At 73.1% G+C, this 15,668-nt stretch carries 13 protein-coding genes and 1 tRNA gene; 6 read left to right on the top strand and 8 right to left on the bottom strand.

Annotated features, from left to right (window positions below):
* Positions 1 to 20: 20 nt before the first annotated feature.
* Positions 21 to 1,628, top strand: coding sequence for a polyprenol phosphomannose-dependent alpha 1,6 mannosyltransferase MptB (mptB, locus tag ABGB17_RS15460; RefSeq protein ID WP_347629863.1), 1,608 nt, complete (start codon positions 21 to 23; stop codon positions 1,626 to 1,628).
* Here the strand turns inward: mptB and ABGB17_RS15455 are convergent.
* Positions 1,516 to 3,729, bottom strand: coding sequence for a hypothetical protein (locus tag ABGB17_RS15455; protein ID WP_347629861.1), 2,214 nt, complete (start codon positions 3,727 to 3,729; stop codon positions 1,516 to 1,518). The two genes, mptB and ABGB17_RS15455, sit on opposite strands and share 113 nt — an antisense overlap.
* 211 nt (positions 3,730 to 3,940) lie before the next feature.
* Between ABGB17_RS15455 and ABGB17_RS15450 the strand changes: the two genes are divergently transcribed.
* From ABGB17_RS15450 to serS, 3 genes are read left to right on the top strand one after another with little or no spacing between them, the layout of a single operon-like run.
* Positions 3,941 to 5,146: a glycosyltransferase 87 family protein gene (locus tag ABGB17_RS15450; protein WP_347629859.1), complete on the top strand. Its 1,206-nt coding sequence runs from the start codon at positions 3,941 to 3,943 to the stop codon at positions 5,144 to 5,146.
* A gap of 50 nt (positions 5,147 to 5,196) precedes the next feature.
* Positions 5,197 to 6,117, top strand: a complete 921-nt coding sequence (gene pheA / locus ABGB17_RS15445; RefSeq protein WP_347629857.1) for a prephenate dehydratase — start codon at positions 5,197 to 5,199, stop codon at positions 6,115 to 6,117.
* 57 nt (positions 6,118 to 6,174) lie between these two features.
* Entirely contained in the window at positions 6,175 to 7,437 is a 1,263-nt protein-coding gene (gene serS / locus ABGB17_RS15440) for a serine--tRNA ligase (protein ID WP_347629855.1), read from the top strand.
* A gap of 176 nt (positions 7,438 to 7,613) precedes the next feature.
* Here the strand turns inward: serS and ABGB17_RS15435 are convergent, their stop codons facing one another.
* A complete protein-coding gene (locus tag ABGB17_RS15435; protein ID WP_184987267.1) occupies positions 7,614 to 7,817 on the bottom strand; it encodes a cold-shock protein in 204 nt (67 codons plus the stop codon).
* Positions 7,818 to 8,051: 234 nt separating this feature from the next.
* Between ABGB17_RS15435 and ABGB17_RS15430 the strand changes: the two genes are divergently transcribed.
* Positions 8,052 to 8,849, top strand: a complete 798-nt coding sequence (locus tag ABGB17_RS15430; protein ID WP_347629852.1) for an HAD family hydrolase — start codon at positions 8,052 to 8,054, stop codon at positions 8,847 to 8,849.
* 36 nt (positions 8,850 to 8,885) lie between these two features.
* Here the strand turns inward: ABGB17_RS15430 and ABGB17_RS15425 are convergent, their stop codons facing one another.
* The gene (locus ABGB17_RS15425; protein ID WP_347629850.1) at positions 8,886 to 9,401 is read right to left on the bottom strand and encodes a bacterial proteasome activator family protein; all 516 of its coding nucleotides are present in this window, start codon (positions 9,399 to 9,401) and stop codon (positions 8,886 to 8,888) included.
* 15 nt (positions 9,402 to 9,416) lie between these two features.
* Positions 9,417 to 10,373, bottom strand: coding sequence for an NAD(P)H-quinone oxidoreductase (locus ABGB17_RS15420; RefSeq protein WP_347629848.1), 957 nt, complete (start codon positions 10,371 to 10,373; stop codon positions 9,417 to 9,419).
* A 114-nt stretch (positions 10,374 to 10,487) separates the two neighbouring features.
* Here ABGB17_RS15420 and ABGB17_RS15415 point away from each other — a divergent pair, with 114 nt between their 5' ends.
* Positions 10,488 to 12,773 (top strand): AAA family ATPase, encoded by a 2,286-nt coding sequence (locus ABGB17_RS15415; RefSeq protein ID WP_347629846.1) that lies wholly within the window; start codon positions 10,488 to 10,490, stop codon positions 12,771 to 12,773.
* A gap of 13 nt (positions 12,774 to 12,786) precedes the next feature.
* Here ABGB17_RS15415 and ABGB17_RS15410 read toward each other — a convergent pair.
* The 4 genes from ABGB17_RS15410 to ABGB17_RS15395 form a co-directional block, all read right to left on the bottom strand.
* Positions 12,787 to 12,876: transfer RNA gene (locus tag ABGB17_RS15410), tRNA-Ser, on the bottom strand.
* 67 nt (positions 12,877 to 12,943) lie between these two features.
* Complete coding sequence (locus ABGB17_RS15405; protein ID WP_347629981.1) at positions 12,944 to 13,648, bottom strand: TIGR03943 family protein; 705 nt, start codon at positions 13,646 to 13,648, stop codon at positions 12,944 to 12,946.
* 5 nt (positions 13,649 to 13,653) lie between these two features.
* Positions 13,654 to 14,682, bottom strand: coding sequence for a permease (locus ABGB17_RS15400; protein ID WP_347629844.1), 1,029 nt, complete (start codon positions 14,680 to 14,682; stop codon positions 13,654 to 13,656).
* 94 nt (positions 14,683 to 14,776) lie between these two features.
* Positions 14,777 to 15,652: an NUDIX domain-containing protein gene (locus ABGB17_RS15395; protein ID WP_347629842.1), complete on the bottom strand. Its 876-nt coding sequence runs from the start codon at positions 15,650 to 15,652 to the stop codon at positions 14,777 to 14,779.
* Positions 15,653 to 15,668: the final 16 nt, after the last annotated feature.

The raw sequence follows: 15,668 nt of genomic DNA, 5'->3' as shown, positions 1-15,668 counted from the left end.
GGGTGTGCTGGAATCGTGCCGTGAACGGGGACACCGCGAGACGGCAGACGACGGTCACGGCCGGTGACGGGTCCCTCCGCGCCCCTGAGGGCGGCGGGACGGCGGCCCGGGTGGCCGTTCTGGGCATCGGGGCGGCGATCGTCCTCACCGCGGCCATCGGCGTGCTCGGGGCCTCGGCCGTGGTGCCGGGGCTGGCCGGGGCGTGGTGGCACCCGCCGTTCTCGCTGGCGATCCGGCCGGGCGGGCACCTGGTCATCGCCATGGAGGCCGCGGCGATCCTCCTCGGGGGCGCCGGTCTCGGTGCGGGGCTGCTCGCGCTGCGCCGCGGCTGGGCGCCGGACCCCCGCGTTCTGCTGGTCTGCGGTTGCCTCGCCGCGGGCCTGCTGGCGTTCCTGCCTCCTTCCGGCTCGGCCGACCACCTCAACTACGCGGCGTACGGCCGCATGGTGGTGCTCGGTCACGATCCTTACGCGACCGGGGCCGCCGACCTGCCCGCGGATCCCGTCGCCGGCGCGGTGGAGCTGCCATGGCGTGAGGAGCCGAGTCTCTACGGCCCGCTGGCGACCGCCGTGCAAGCCGTGGCGAGCCTGGTCGGGGGCGAGTCCGTACGCCTCACCGTGTTCGCCCTGGCGCTGGCGAACGTCATCGCCTTCCTGGTGACGGCACTGCTCCTGCACCGCCTGGCGAGCGGTGACCGGACACGCCAGGCCCGCGCGGCCCTGCTCTGGACGGTGAACCCCCTCGTCCTGTACCAGCTCGTCGCCGGCATGCACGTCGACACCCAAGCCATCGTCTTCGTGACCGCCGCCCTCCTCGCCGGGCGCGGCGACCGCTGGTGGACCGCAGGCCCTCTGCTCGGCCTGGGCATCGCCACCAAGGCCAACGCGGGCCTCGTCGCCCTGGGCACCGCCTGGGAACTGCGCCGTTCCCCCCGCAGACTGGCCGTGGTGGCCGGCACGGCCCTGGCGACGGTGGTGGCCGCGTACCTGCTGGCCGGCCCCAACTCACTGGACCAGATCCTCCACGCCAGCAAGTCCATCTCCTGGGCCACCCCCTGGCACCTGGCCCAGCGCGCCCTCCAGCTCGCCTTCGGCTCCGGCGCCTACCGCTCCTGGATCCAGGCCGCGTCGCTCCTGACTCTCGTGGCCCTCGCCGTCGTCCTGTTCCGAGCCCTCCGGCCGCACCTCTCCCACAGTCCGACCGCCCGGAGAGGGGACGGTCGTACGGAGGCGATGGTCGCCGGCACCCCCATCGGGGGCATGGTGGCGGGTGGCGGTACCGCGGGTGTGGTGGCGGACCCTCGCGCCGGGGGTGTGGTGGCCGCGGTGGTCGTGGTGGCGTGGCTCTTCGCCACGCCGTACGCGTTGCCGTGGTACGACGGGCTGGCCTTCGCGCTCCTGGCGACCGTCCCCGCGACGGCGCTGGACGGGTTCCTCGTCGCGCGGGTCACCGTGTTGTCGCTGGCCTACCTCCCGGCGCGCCAGCAAGGGCAGCCGCCGGACCTCGGGTGGCTGGTCACCGTGGTGCGTGGCCAGGTGGTGCCGTGGATCCTGCTGGGGCTGACGATCGCGCTGGCGGGGTGGGCGGTGCGGGCCGCCGGACGGCGGCGATCGAGGCCGCGAGGGTGAGGGGGACGGCCACGGTGAGGGCCATGGCGGGGATGGCGATGCCGGAGTCGTTGATCAGGAACCCGGCCACGGCGGTGGTGAGGACCCCGAACAGGCCGGCGCGCAGGGCGGGCGCCGTGGAGTAGGCCTCGCCGAGGGCGGAGACGCCCCAGCGGGACGGGCGGGCCAGCACCAGGAACAGGAACGCCAGGGCGGCCACGGAGAGCGCGGTGAGCTGCCAGTTGCCGAGGGTGCCGAGCATCGCGCCGAGTTTGCGGCCCACCACGGGGAGCGCCTCGCCTGAGGCGACCTGTTCCACGAAGGCGCCGAGGTGGGTGCGGCTGCCGGGCGGCCTGGTCCAGTCGGCCACGGCGATCGCGGCGATCAGCACGACGCCGCCGGCCGCCACCGTGGCCAGCTTGCCCACGGTGACGCGGCGGCCGGACAACAACATCACGAAGACGGCGAGACCGAGGACGAACGCGGGCACCCCGCCGAAGTCGGCGCCCCACCCCGGCCAGCCGTCCGCGAAGACGGCGAGCAGCCCGTACGCGAGGCAGAGCGCCAGCGCGAGCCCGCGGCGTCCCCGGTCGATGAGGGCCTGTGCCACTCCGGCGAGCACGAGGACGGTGCCGGTGGCGTAGACGGCGAAGGCGATGTTGCCGAACCCGTAGAAGCGGCCTCCGGTGACGGGCTCGTAGCCGGTGACCGCGTTCACCTGGAGCCGGGAGCCGGTGACCACGTCAAGCAGCAGCGCGAGGGACGTGACTCCCGCCACGACCGTCAACGGCCCCAGCACGTGGCGGCGCCAGGGGCCCGCGAACGCCGCCCCGGCCATGAGCGCCGTGAACCCCGCGATCGTGGCGATGAGGGAGACCATGGGATGCCCCGCCGTCCACCACGGCACCAACTGCGCGAGGAAGGTCGACACCGGCACCGCGCCGCTGGCCACCGCCAGCCCGCGCGTCCAGCCGAGGAGCCGCCGGGCCGCCCCGCCGCCGTGGCGGCGCACCACGACCGCCGCCAGACCGTAGAACAGCAGTTGCACGACGACCAGCACCGCGAAGAACGGCGCCCGCACCTGGACCAGCACCCGGCTGGCCAGGTCGGCGTCCCCGAGCCGCCGGACGGTCTCCGCCACCCCTGCCGGCGCCCCGCCGCCCGGTACCCACGGCCGCCCCACCGTCCCCGGCGGCGCGGCCACCCCGAGCCGTTCCAGCACGGTCGCCGTGACGTCGGTGATCGTGACCAGCCCGTGCTGCCGTGTGGACGACGCCGTCAGATACCCCCGCGCGTACCCCTGCCCCCTGGCCATGGCCACGTGCAGGTCAGCCCTGGTGGAGGTGTCCGACAGCCCCGCGAGCAGCACGGTCGTGCCCGGTGCCACGCGGCCGAGCACCTCCCCGACCCGCCGGTCGGCGGCCGTCGCCGCACGGGCACGTGCCCCCGGGGACAGGTCGGGCGCCGTGACGCCTGGAGCCGCCGCGGCGAGCCAGGCGCGAGCGAGATCGTCGATGTCCACGACGACGAGCGAGAAACGGCTCAGATCTCCCAGCCCCGCGACATCGGACGCGTAAGCGCCCACTTTCCCGCCGCTGTCGGCCGCCGCGAGCGCCGCACCTGGCCCCGCCGCCGCCACGCTCCCCCCCGCGTCACGAACGGCCTGCCCGAGCAGCCCGACCCGCGCCCGGTAGGAAGTGGCCCCGTTGTACGCCACCAGCTCGCCCCACCCCGGCACGCTCACGCCCCCGCCCGCAGCGGGGACCGGCGGCGCGGGCGACGCGCACTCCTGCGCCGCGGACCCTGCCCTCTGCCCCGCGGAGACCGTGAGCCACCCGGCGACAGGACACGTCCCCGTACGCTCCGGCCGGGGATAGGCCCGCGTGGACATCGAAGCCGCCCCCGCCTCCCCCGCCAACCTCCACAGCGCCGGCGTACGGACGCGATCGACGTCCTCCCACCGCAACCCCGGCACACCGATCACCACGACCTGCCCACCGCCCGGCCGCCCCTCGGCGTGCGCCGGCGTCAGGGACAGCAGAGCGAGGACGAGAACCCCCAGGCCGACGAGCACACGCGCGAGCCGTGCCCACCGAGGGCCGCCGGGTGCTCGCGTGCTCAAGGGAACCTCCCCCTCGTGATCGTCGACGTGGGACCACTGCTCCTTGTCCCGGTAACGATAGCCAGAGCCGAGCTCACCGAAGGCCGCCCGGTGCACGCCTGTGGACAGGGCGGCGAGGGGCGTCCGCGGCGGGGGCAGGGTAGCCTGCGTCGTCGTGAGACATGGTGGGCGGTGGTGGGCATCCTTCGCCGGAGGGGTGCTGGGGGTCGGGGTGGCTGTCTGGCCGGTGGTCTGGTACTGGCTGTCCAATCCTGGGGATCAGCGGGTCGTCGATCTTGATGTTTATCGGATGGGGGGGCTGGCGCTGCTGCAGGGGGTGCCGGTTTACGAGGTGGTGACGCCGGCGCCGCAGTTGCTGCCGTTCACGTATCCCCCGATCGGGGCGATGCTGGCGGTGCCGTTGGCGATGGTGTCGTGGCCGGTGGCGCAGTGGGGGTGGGTCGTCGGGGTGTTCGTCTGCCTGGCGGTGACGGTGTGGTACTGCTGCCGGGAGATGCTCACGCGGCTCGGGTGGGGGGTGCCGCTGGGGGTGGCGGGGGTCGTGGTCCTGGCGGCTTATCTCATGCCTGTGCGGGACCAGGTGCGGTTCGGGCAGGTGGACGTCCTGCTGGTGATGTTGTGTGTGGTCGACTGCATGGCGCGGCGGCCCTGGTGGCCGCGGGGGTTGCTGATCGGGCTCGCCACGGCGGTCAAGCTGACGCCGGGGGTGTTTCTGATCTACCTGCTGATCACCGGTTTCGGGCCGGGGGGGCGGGACGAGCAGCGCAAAGCCTTCTTCATGGCGGCGTTCACGGCGGCGTCGCTGACGGTTCTGCCGTTCCTGGTGATCCCGCGGGACGCGACGGGGTTCTGGTTCGGGGCGTTGCTGGACTCCGAGCGGCTGGGGGCCAACAACGCCACGACGAACCAATCGATCCGGGGCATGCTGCTGCGTCTCTACCTGCCGGACGGGGTCACGGCGGGGCTGTGGCTCGTCCTGGCCGCCGTGGTCGCCTGGTACGGGTTCCGGCACGCCCGCCGGGCCCTGCTCGCGGGTGACCGTCTGACAGCGGTGGCGCTGACGGGGCTGATGGCGGTGCTGATCTCGCCGGTGGCGTGGATCCACCACTTCGCCTGGGTGGTGGTCGTGCTGGCCGCGCTGGCGGGGCCGTGGGACGGCACGGTGCGGCCGGGGCGGGTGTGGCCGGCGGCGGGGATCTGGCTCTACTACGTGGTGCCGATCCCGTGGTGGGGGGTGGCGCTGCGCGCGGCCGAGATCCCGGTGCTCAGCCCGGTGGCGGGCAGGATCGTGCAGGACGCCTTCGGCCTCGGCGCCCTCGTCCTGTTGTGGCTGCTCGCCCGCCGCACCCCTGACCCGGTGCGACACGCCGAGGCGTCACGCGAGCGGACCCCGGCGCGGCCACAGGTCGCGGGTTGACCGGTAAATTTCCCGGGTGTAACGGTGCCACCGCCCGGTAGCCTGCTGATATGCAGAAACTCGCCTACCTCGGCCCGGAGGGCACATTCTGCGAGGCGGCACTGCGCATCCTCGCGCCGGACGCCGAGCGCATGCCCTGCGCCAACGTCACGGCGGCCCTGGAGGCCGCTCGGGGGGGCGAGGCCGCGGCGGCGGTCGTCCCGCTGGAGAACTCCGTCGAGGGCGCGATCACGGTGACCCTCGACGAGCTGGCCTGGGGGGAGCCGCTGCTGATCACGGCGGAGGTCCTCCTGCCGGTCGAGTTCTCCCTGCTCGTGCGCCCGGGCACCGGCATGCCCCACATCAAGCGCCTGTACACCCACCCCGCCGCGATCACCCAGTGCCGCGGCTTCCTGGCCCGTGAGCTGCCCGACACGGTGGTCATCGCGGCGCCGTCCACCGCCGCCGCGGCGATGGAGGTCTCCATGCCGGGTTCGCCGTACGACGCGGCGATCGGCCCGGCCATCGCGGGCGAGCACTACGGCCTGGTGGAGCTGGCCTCCCGCATCGGCGACCGGGACGACACGGTGACCCGGTTCGTGAAGGTCGCCCGGCCCGGCCCGCTGCCCGAGCCGACCGGCGCTGACCGCACGTCCCTGGTCGCGTTCCTCAACGACGACCACCCGGGCGCCCTGCTCGAGATGCTGAGCGAGTTCGCGGTGCGCGGCGTCAACCTGACCCGCATCGAGTCCCGCCCCACCGGCGACGGCATCGGCCACTATTTCTTCCATTTCGACGCCGAAGGCCACATCGCGGACGCCCGGGTCGGCGAGGCGCTGTCCGGCCTGCACCGCATGTCGGCGGACGTCCGATTCCTCGGCAGCTACCCGAGGGCCGACCGTCTGGCCCCGGAGCCGAAGAAGGGCACGTCGAACGCCGAGTTCACCGAGGCCGCCGACTGGCTGGCCTGGGTCCGCTCCGGCCGCATGTGACCCCGGCGCCGGGTTTCACCGCGCGAGCGCGCCACGAACCTCGGTAGCCTTTGTCGTGTGATTGACCTGCGTACCCTTCGTGAGGACCCGGACCGGCTACGGGCGTCGCAGCGTGCCCGCGGTGAGGACGACTCGGTCGTCGACACGCTGCTCGACCTGGACGAACGCCGTCGTGCCGCCCTGACCGGCTACGAGGCGCTGCGCGCCGAGCAGAAGAGTGTCGGCAAGTCGGTGTCGACGTCCTCCGGCGACGAGCGCGCCGCGCTGCTGGCCAGGGCCAAGGAGCTCGCCGCCGGCGTGAAGGGTGCCGAGGCCGAGTCCGAGCGTCTCGCCCGCGAGCTGGACGCGCTGACGATGGCCGTGCCGAACCTCGTCGAGGAGGGCGCCCCGGTCGGCGGTGAGGACGACTACGTCGTGCTGGAGGAGGTCGGCGAGCGTCCGAGCTTCGACTTCACGCCGCGCGACCACCTGGAGCTCGGCGAGATGCTCGACGCCATCGACACCGAGCGCGGCGCCAAGGTCTCCGGCGCGCGCTTCTTCTTCCTGAAGGGTGTGGGCGCCCGGCTGCAGCTCGGCCTGCTCAACATGGCGATGCAGCAGGCCGTCGCGGCCGGCTTCACCCCCATGATCACTCCGGTGCTGCTGAGGCCCGAGGCGATGGCGGGCACCGGCTTCCTCGGCTCGCACGCCTCCGAGGTGTACCGCCTGGAGGCCGACGATCTCTACCTCGTCGGCACGTCCGAGGCCCCGCTGGCGGCGTACCACTGGAACGAGATCCTGGACGGCCGGTCGCTGCCGCTGCGGTACGCCGGCTGGTCCTCGTGCTTCCGCCGTGAGGCGGGTTCGTACGGCAAGGACACCCGGGGCATCATCCGGGTGCACCAGTTCGACAAGGTCGAGATGTTCTCCTACTGCCGCCCCGAGGAGGCGCAGGAGGAGCACGCCCGCCTGCTGGCCTGGGAGCGCGAGATGCTCGCCAAGGTGGAGCTGCCGTACCGGGTGATCGACGTCGCGGCGGGCGACCTCGGCTCGTCCGCGGCCCGCAAGTTCGACTGCGAGGCGTGGCTGCCCACGCAGAACCGCTACCTGGAGCTCACCTCGACGTCCAACTGCACGGAGTTCCAGGCCCGCCGGCTGTCGGTGCGCTACCGGGACAGCGAGGAGAAGCCGCGGCACGTCGCCACCCTCAACGGCACGCTCGCGACCACGCGGTGGATCGTCGCGATTCTGGAGAACCACCAGCGGGCCGACGGCTCGGTGGTGGTGCCGGAGGCGCTGCGGCCGTACGTCGGGCTTGACGTTCTGGAACCGGTCAAGTAGCGGTTCGACCGGCCGGTCAGCCGGCTGAGGTTCCGCCGCTTATCCAGGCCATCCGCGGTAAGCGGCGAACCTTGAGATGTATGTTGACCTATGTCCACTTTCCGTAGTTAATATGCCATATGTAACACAAAGGCGGAGTTCGCGTTACGCGAACTCCGCCTGCTGTGTGTCAGTGGTCAGACGGCGCGGACCTGCGAAGCCTGCGGGCCCTTCTGTCCTTGCGTGACCTCGAACTCGACACGCTGGCCGTCCTCGAGGCTACGGTAGCCGCTGCCGACGATCTCGGAGAAGTGCACGAAGACATCCGGAGCGTCATCGTCCGGAGCGATGAAGCCGTAGCCCTTCTCGGCGTTGAACCACTTGACGGTTCCCTGAGCCATTAAAGCTCTCCCTGCGATTGATCTGGGGGTTCACACCTCGCGAACCCCGGGTTGTGTCGCACAGCTTCCCGGGGCCGCTCAGACAGTCAAGCTGGTTCTGCACATCGGGTTCAGCTAATACAACGCCACCACATCTAACACTATCGGAGAGCCTTTGTTCCCACGCACGCGAGATTCTTTTCCGGTCCTCCGGTGGTGGCCGCGCCGCCGGGGCGAGGCAAACTGGAGCTTGTTATGGTCAGCCCCAGACTCATCGCCACCGACCTGGACGGCACCGCCCTGCGCTCGGACGGCAGCGTCTCCCCCCGCACCGCGGCGGCGTTCGCCCGTGTCGAGGACGCGGGCGCGATGCTCGTCTTCGTCACAGGAAGGCCACCCCGCTGGATGGCGGGTGTGGCGGGCGCGGTGCGTCACCGCGGTCTCGCGATCTGCGCCAACGGGGCGCTCGTCTACGACCTGCACACCGAGAGCATCGTCGAGTCGCATCTCATCGAGGCCGAGGTGCTCTCCGAGGCGGTGGGGCGGCTGCGTGAGCGGCTGCCCGAGCTGAGCTTCTCGGTGGAGTACGAGGGCGGTTTCGCGCACGAGAGCAGTTTCGGGCTGGACCGCTGGGACCGGCACGAGACCTCCGGGCTGCGGGTCGGGGTCTCGACCCTCATCTCCCGCCCCTGTGCCAAGCTGCTGGCGTTCCACCACGACATGGACCCCGACCTGCTGCACCTGCGGGTCGAGGAGGTCGTCGGCGACCTGCTCACCGCGACCCACTCCAGCGGCCGGGCACTGATCGAGATGAGCGCACACGGGGTGACCAAGGCGACGGCACTCGCCCGGCTGGCGGGCCGCCACATGATCGGCCAGGCGGACGTGGTGGCGTTCGGCGACATGCCGAACGACCTGCCCATGCTCACCTGGGCCGGCACGGCCTACGCCGTGGCCAACGCCCACCCGGACGTGCTGGCCGCCGTCACCCACGTGACGGCGGCCAACGACGAGGACGGCGTGGCGGCCGTCCTGGAGCGGCTCTTCACCTGAGCCCCCCGGCGGGCGGCGGCGCCTTCAGGCGGCGCCTTACAGGTAGGGGCCGGAGGAGCGGTGCGGCTGCTCCTCGCCCTGCGACACGCCGCCCGGCAACGCGCGCCGCATCTGCTCGAGCTGCGCCCGCGCGGCCATCTGCTGGGCGAAGAGTGTGGTCTGTATGCCGTGGAAGAGCCCTTCGAGCCACCCGACAAGCTGGGCGTGCGCCACGCGCAGCTCGGCGTCGCTCGGCGGGGGGCTGTCGTCGCTGTCGGCGAACGGCAGGGAGAGCCGTTCGAGCTCCTCCACCAGCTCGGGCGCGAGGCCGTCCTCAAGCTCCTTGATGGAGCTGGCGTGGATGTCCTTGAGCCGTTTGCGGCTCGCCTCGTCCAGAGGGGCCGCCCGCACCTCTTCGAGGAGCTGACGGATCATGCTGCCGATCCGCATCACTTTGGCGGGCTGCTCCACCAGCTCGGCGACCGGCCGCTCCTCGGGCTCGTTCTGCCCGTCGACCGTGAGGCCCTGCGGGCCCACGACCACGATGTGCGGCTTGCTCTCCTCAGCATTCATGAAACTCAACCTAGCTCACCTCGCCAAGAGCACTTTCCCGATGTGCGAACCGGATTCCATCAGGCGGTGGGCCCGCGCCGCATCCTCCATCGGGACGATCGTGTGGACCACCGGGCGGACCGCCCCGCCGGCCACCAGAGGCCACACGTTGTCGCGGACACCGCGCACGATCGCCCCCTTCTCCGCGACCGGCCGGTCACGCAGCCGGGTGCCGAGGACCGTGGCCCGCTTGGCGGTCAGCATGCCGAGGTCGAGCTCCCCCCGGGTGCCGCCCTGCAGGCCGATGACCGCCAGCCGCCCGCCGGTGTTCAGCGCGGACAGGTTGGCGCCGAGGTACTTCGCGCCCATCACGTCGAGGATCACGTCCGCGGTGACCAGCGTGGCGAAGTCCTCCTCGCGGTAGTCGATCACCTGGTCGGCGCCGAGCTCACGGCACCGCGCGACCTTCTCGGGGCCGCCCGTCGTGGCCGCCACCCGCGAGCCGAGGGCCTTGGCGAGCTGGATGGCGAACGTGCCGATGCCGCCCCCGCCGCCGTGCACGAGCAGTGTCTCGCCCCGGCGCAGCCGCGCCGCCATGAAGACGTTGGACCACACGGTGCACGCGACCTCCGGCAGCGCCGCCGCGTCGACCGGCGATACGCCTTCGGGCACCGGCAGCACCTGCTCCCAGGGGACGGCCACCTTCTCGGCGTAACCGCCGCCCGCGAGCAGCGCGCACACCTCGTCGCCGGGGGCGAACCCCACGACGTTCTCGCCGACCTCGCCGACCACCCCGGAGCATTCGAGCCCGAGGACGGGCGACGCGCCAGGAGGTGGCGGATAGTGCCCCTTGCGCTGCAACAGGTCGGCGCGGTTGAGCCCGGCGGCGGCCACTTCGATGACCAGTTCGCCAGGTCCGGGGCGGGGATCGGGCACCTCACGCCACTCCAGCACCTCTGGTCCGCCCGGCTCTGTGACGACGATCGCGTGCATGTGACCAAACTATCCGGGTAGCCAGATCGGCGGTTGACCGCGTTGCCCGTGATAGCGGGCGGTAATCTTCATTCTATTTGCTGCCCCTTTAGTCCAGTCCCGAGGGGGAACACGGTGGCAAGACACGATCGCGAGGATCCTCATTCCCTGGAGGAGCAACTCGCCTGGCTGGACGCCATCAAGGAGAACGAGGACGACCCCCTCCCTGTGAGCGTCACCGCGGAGGAGGCCGCCGCCTCGCCGTACCCCAAGGACCCCTGGGCCCACATCCCGAGCGAGCCGCCCGCGCCGTCGTCGCCGCTGCTGCGCGCGGCCGCCGACACCGCGAACAGCCCGCAGCCCGCCGAGCCCGAGCCGTTCTCGGCGCCGATCACCTCGGCGTCCGAGCCGCTGTCGCGGGCGGGCACCGACGAGAGGCCCGCCGCGGGCGAGCGCCCGGCCGGCGGCACGTTCGGCGAACGGCCGTCCTCCGGTGGTGGCTTCGGAGAGCGGCCGTCCCCCTCCGGCGGTCCTTTCGGGGATCGGTCCAGCGGCGCGTTCGGCGAGCGGCCGTCCACGTCCGGTGGCGCCTTCGGGGAGCGCGGCACGCAGGAGCGGCCGTCCGGCGGGGCGTTCGGCGAGCCGTCCCGCGGCCTCGGCGCGTTCGCCGACCGGCCCGCGCCCTCCGGCGGCGGCGCGTTCGGCTCCTCGGGAGACTCGCCGGGAGGCCCGTCGAGCGGCTCTCCGGGCGGCGGGGCGTTCGGCGAGCCGTCGCCGCAGGCCGCCGCCGAGCAGGCCGTCAGCGACGACACCGACAGCTTCACCTTCGGCTCCTTCGAGGACCCTCCGGTCGAGACCGGCACCAACTGGCTGCCGCCCGGCCCCCTCACGCCGGGCACCGACACCGGCACGCACCGCCCGCCGGAGGCTCAGGGCACTGACCAGCCGGTACGCGGCTGGCTAGAGGCCGCGCTGCCCGCCACCCGGCCCGGCGAGACCCGGCCGGACGAGACCCGCCCTCTGGAGTCGCCCGCCGAGAAGCCGGCCCCGGCCGAGGAGACGGCGCAGGTGCCCGACCTCGACCCGGAACAGGAACGTTTCAACAAGTTCGCGGCCGGCGGCACGGACACCGAGGCCGTCGTCGTGCCCCGCGAGCCCCTCCCCGGCCGGGCGGCGACCCGTTCCGAACGTCCGGCGGACCCCTTCACCGCGCCCCCCGCCACGTCACCCCCCGCCGCGGAGCCGCCCAAGCCCGCACCGGCCCCCCAGACCGCCCCCCAGGCCTCTCCGGAGCCCCCGGTAGCCCCGGCCGCCGAGGCGCCCGCGCCCGCCCGCGAGAAGCCGTCCGTCCACGAGGAGCCCCCCGGCGAGAAGGAGGAGCGCGAGCCGTACCGCCCCCGCCGCGGCCGCCCCGCCCCCGCCGCCCCGCAGCCCTCCTTCGGCACGCCCGCCCGCCGCGGCGCCGCCAAGACGGGCGTCGAGCCCCGGCCGAGCGCCGACAGCCTCGACCCGGTCTCCCTGCTGCGCGGCCGCAGGAACGCCCCGGCCGGCGGCTGGCGCCGGCTCGTCTTCAAGGCCTCCGCCGGCCTGATCAAGCCGGGGGAGTCGCCGGAGGTCCGCCGCCGCCGCGAGCTGCTCACCCGGGCGCGCACCCCCGTCGCCACCGGCCACCACCGCGTCGCGGTGCTCAGCCTGAAGGGCGGCGTCGGCAAGACCACCACCACCGTCGGCCTCGGCGCCACCCTGGCGTCCGTGCGCGGCGACCGTGTGATCGCGGTGGACGCCAACCCCGACCGCGGCACCCTGTCGGACAAGGTCGAGCTGGAGACCTCGGCGACGGTCCGCGACCTGCTCAACGAGCGGCAGCAGATCAAGAGGTACGTCGACATCCGGGCGTTCACGTCGCAGGCGTCGTCCCGGCTGGAGATCCTGGCCTCCGACCGCGACCCGTCGGTCTCCGAGGCGTTCAGCGCCTCCGACTACCAGAGCGTCGCCCAGGTGCTGGAGAACTTCTACTCCATCTGCATCACCGACTGCGGCACCGGCCTGCTCCACTCGGCGATGTCCGGCGTGCTCGGCCTCGCCGACCAGCTCGTGCTGGTCAGCTCCCCCTCGGTGGACGGCGCGCGGGCCGCGTCGGCGACCCTGGACTGGCTGGAGGCCCACCACTACGGCGACCTGGTGAAGGCCGCCACCGTGGTGTTGTGCAGCGTGCGGCCGCGCTCGAAGTCGGCCATCGATCTGGACAAGCTGGAGGCGCACTTCGCGGCCCGCTGCCGCGCGGTGATCCGCGTGCCCTACGACCCGCACCTGGAGGAAGGCGCCGAGATCGACCTGGACCGGCTGCAGCCCGCGACGCGGGAGTCCTACCTGCTGCTGGCCGCCTCGGTGGGCGACGGTTTCGGCGGCGCCTCCGGCTGACACGCCCGGGCGGTGGCGGAGGGTGTGGGATTCGAACCCACGAGACCGTCGCCGGCCTGGCCGCTTTCAAGGCGGCTGCACTCGTCCACTATGCGAACCCTCCCCGTGCGACACCAACGATAGCGGTGCCGGACGGGCTTCCGCGCGCCAGGCGGCCCCGGCCGGGACCGTCACTCGTAGGGCTCGTCCGGCTGCGCCACCTTGATCACCGCGTCGGCGCGGATCTCCGGGGCGACGGTGCCCTTGGGGACCCGGTCGTACGGCGTGGGCACCCATGTGCCGGTGACCTCCACCCAGGTGTCCACCCGCGGCGCGGGGGCGCCGAGCACGCTGACCCGCAGCGGGAACGCGTCCGCGGCGCAGCACCGCAACTGCATGCGGGTGAGGTACCACTGGCCGCGTTTCTTCGAGGCGGTGACGAACCCGACAAGCTTCACCTGCCGGTCCTTGAGCGAGGCGTGCTGGTCCCCCCAGGCCCGGCCGATGAACTCGCCGAGCGGCATGGCCGCCGGCCCCGCGGTCGTGAGGGCCGCGTAGGAGCCGGAGGCGACCGTGGGGCGGGGCTGCGGCGCCTCGTCCCGGCCGGCGGCGAACGCCCCGAGCGCGGGCGGGGCGATGAGGAAGATGGCGACCACCGGCAGGCAGAGCAGCCACGCCACCCGCGGCCCGTGGTCGTCGTGGCCCTTGTCGCGAGGCGCGTACGGCCGCCGCCACTCCTGCACCAGGCCGTGCACGCCGAGCAGGAAGACGACCAGCCCGGCGGCGATCAGGAACGGCCGGAAGCCCGGCTTGACGTAGTTCAGGTAGATGGTCGACAGCGCGGACACCCGCAGCAGGGCGCCGCCGAGAAGGGTGAGCACGAGGCCCTGGGCCATGCGGTTCACAGCAGCAACCATCCCGCCAGCAGGCTCATCGCGACGGCCAGGGTGAACGTCAGGGGGACGAACCGCACCGCGAACGCCCGGCCGAACGTCCCCGCCTGGAGCGCGATCAGCTTCAGATCGACCATGGGCCCCACCACGAGGAACGCCAGCTTGGCGGTGGGGGAGAACGCCGTCAGCGAGGCCGCCACGAAGGCGTCCGCCTCGGAGCAGATGGAAAGCACGACGGCGAGCACCGCGAGCACCAGCACCGACAGCCAGAAGTCGCCCGCGACCGAGTCCAGCCACGAGCGGGGCACGACGACGTTGAGTGTGGCGGCGGTCAGGCCGCCGACGACCAGGAACCCGCCCGCGTGCAGCAGGTCGTGCCGCATGGCCGCCACGAACGACGCCCGCCGGGACGTCCCCTCCGCCTCCGGGCGCGCCGGGATCCGCAGCAGGCCGGGCCGGCCGAGCAACTGCCACACCCAGCCGGCGAGCACGGCGACGGCGAGCGAGGCGGCGAACCTGGCCACCACCATGCCCGGCTGGCCGGGGAACGCCACCGCGGTCGCCACCAGCACGACCGGGTTGACGGCCGGCGACGACAGCAGGAACGCCAAAGCCGCCGCCGGGGTCACCCCGCGGGCCATCAGCCCCGCGGCCACCGGCACCGAGGCGCACTCGCACCCGGGCAGCACCACGCCCGCGGCGCCCGCGACCGGCACCGCGGCGTACGGCTTGGCGGGCAGCACCCGCGTCCACAACGACCGGGGCACGAACGTCGTGATCGCGGCGGACAGCGCCACCCCGAACACCAGGAACGGCACGGCCTGCACGCAGATCGCCACGAAGATCGTGGACCAGGTGCGCAGTGCGGGGGCGGTCAGGTGGGGGGCGAGGAGCAGGTTGCCCATCAGCAGGAAGCCGACCAGGGCCGCGAAAACCCATGGGAGGACCTGCGCCTCCGGGGCGCGCCGGCCCCATGTCGGCGGGGGGACGGGGCTGTCCGGCTCGGCGGCCCAGTCGAGGGTACTTCGGTCGCTCATTTACGATTTTCTATTGAAAATAACGGTATTTGGGGAATCTACCGGCAAGAGGACCGCCTTGGTATCCGTTCGGCGTCCCCCGACGCTACACCCGTCACGTTGGTCGCAGTTGCCCAAGTAGCCAACCCGGCCCCGCCACCTGGGCACCCAGCCCGGACACCCGGCGGCGCAACTCACGGTCCGCCGTGACCACCAGCACCTGCTCGTGGGGCCTGCTCTCCCGGATCTCCCGCACCAGGCCGACGATCGCGTCGTCCCCGTCGCCCGGAGCCTCCACCACCTCCACGTGCGCGGCCGGATCCAGGCCACGGGCCCGTCCCTCGACCACCATCACGATGCGCGGGAACCACGTGGCCGGCGCGGGGAACCCCTCCGGCGGGCGCAGGCCGTCCTTGGCGGTCGTCTCCACCGCGTCCCGCAGCCGCCGCGCCGCGGCCGCGCGGTCCCGCCACCAGCCGTGCTCGGCCCGCGCGCCGATGATGTTGGCGGCGTCCAGCACCACGACGGACGGCGGCAGCGCGGGGCGGATCATCGGCCAGGTCTCCGCGAACCCCGGGTGCAACTGCTCCCCGCCGATCTCGTCGGCCGGCAACCACCGCAACTCGATGCTCTCGCCGTTGGCCGGCACGGCCGGCAGCAGCGTGGCCGCCTCGGCGATCACGGTCTGGAACGACCAGCCGCCGTGGTCGTCGGTGTACACCCCGAGCACCCGCAGCCCGTCCGCCAGCAGCGCCGCCTCCTCGAGGGCCTCGCGCAGAGCCCCCGTCACCGCGTCCTCATGGCTGTCCAGCGCCCCGCCCGGCAACCCCCACGTGCCCCCGTGGTGGCTCCACAACGCCCGCTGCTGCATCAGCACGTGCGGCACGCCGTCCTTGTCGAAATGGACGGCGAGCAACCCCGAGGCGCCGTGCAGCCCCCAGTGCCTGTGCCCCTGCGCGCAGAGCGCCCACCCGTCCCCGTCCCTGGCCACCACCCTTCCATCCTGC

Source organism: Sphaerisporangium sp. B11E5 (assembly GCF_039871875.1).
Taxonomy (GTDB): Bacteria; Actinomycetota; Actinomycetes; order Streptosporangiales; family Streptosporangiaceae; genus Sphaerisporangium.
The sequence above is the reverse complement of the archived record's forward strand: the minus strand, read 5'-3'. Positions and strand labels throughout refer to the sequence as shown.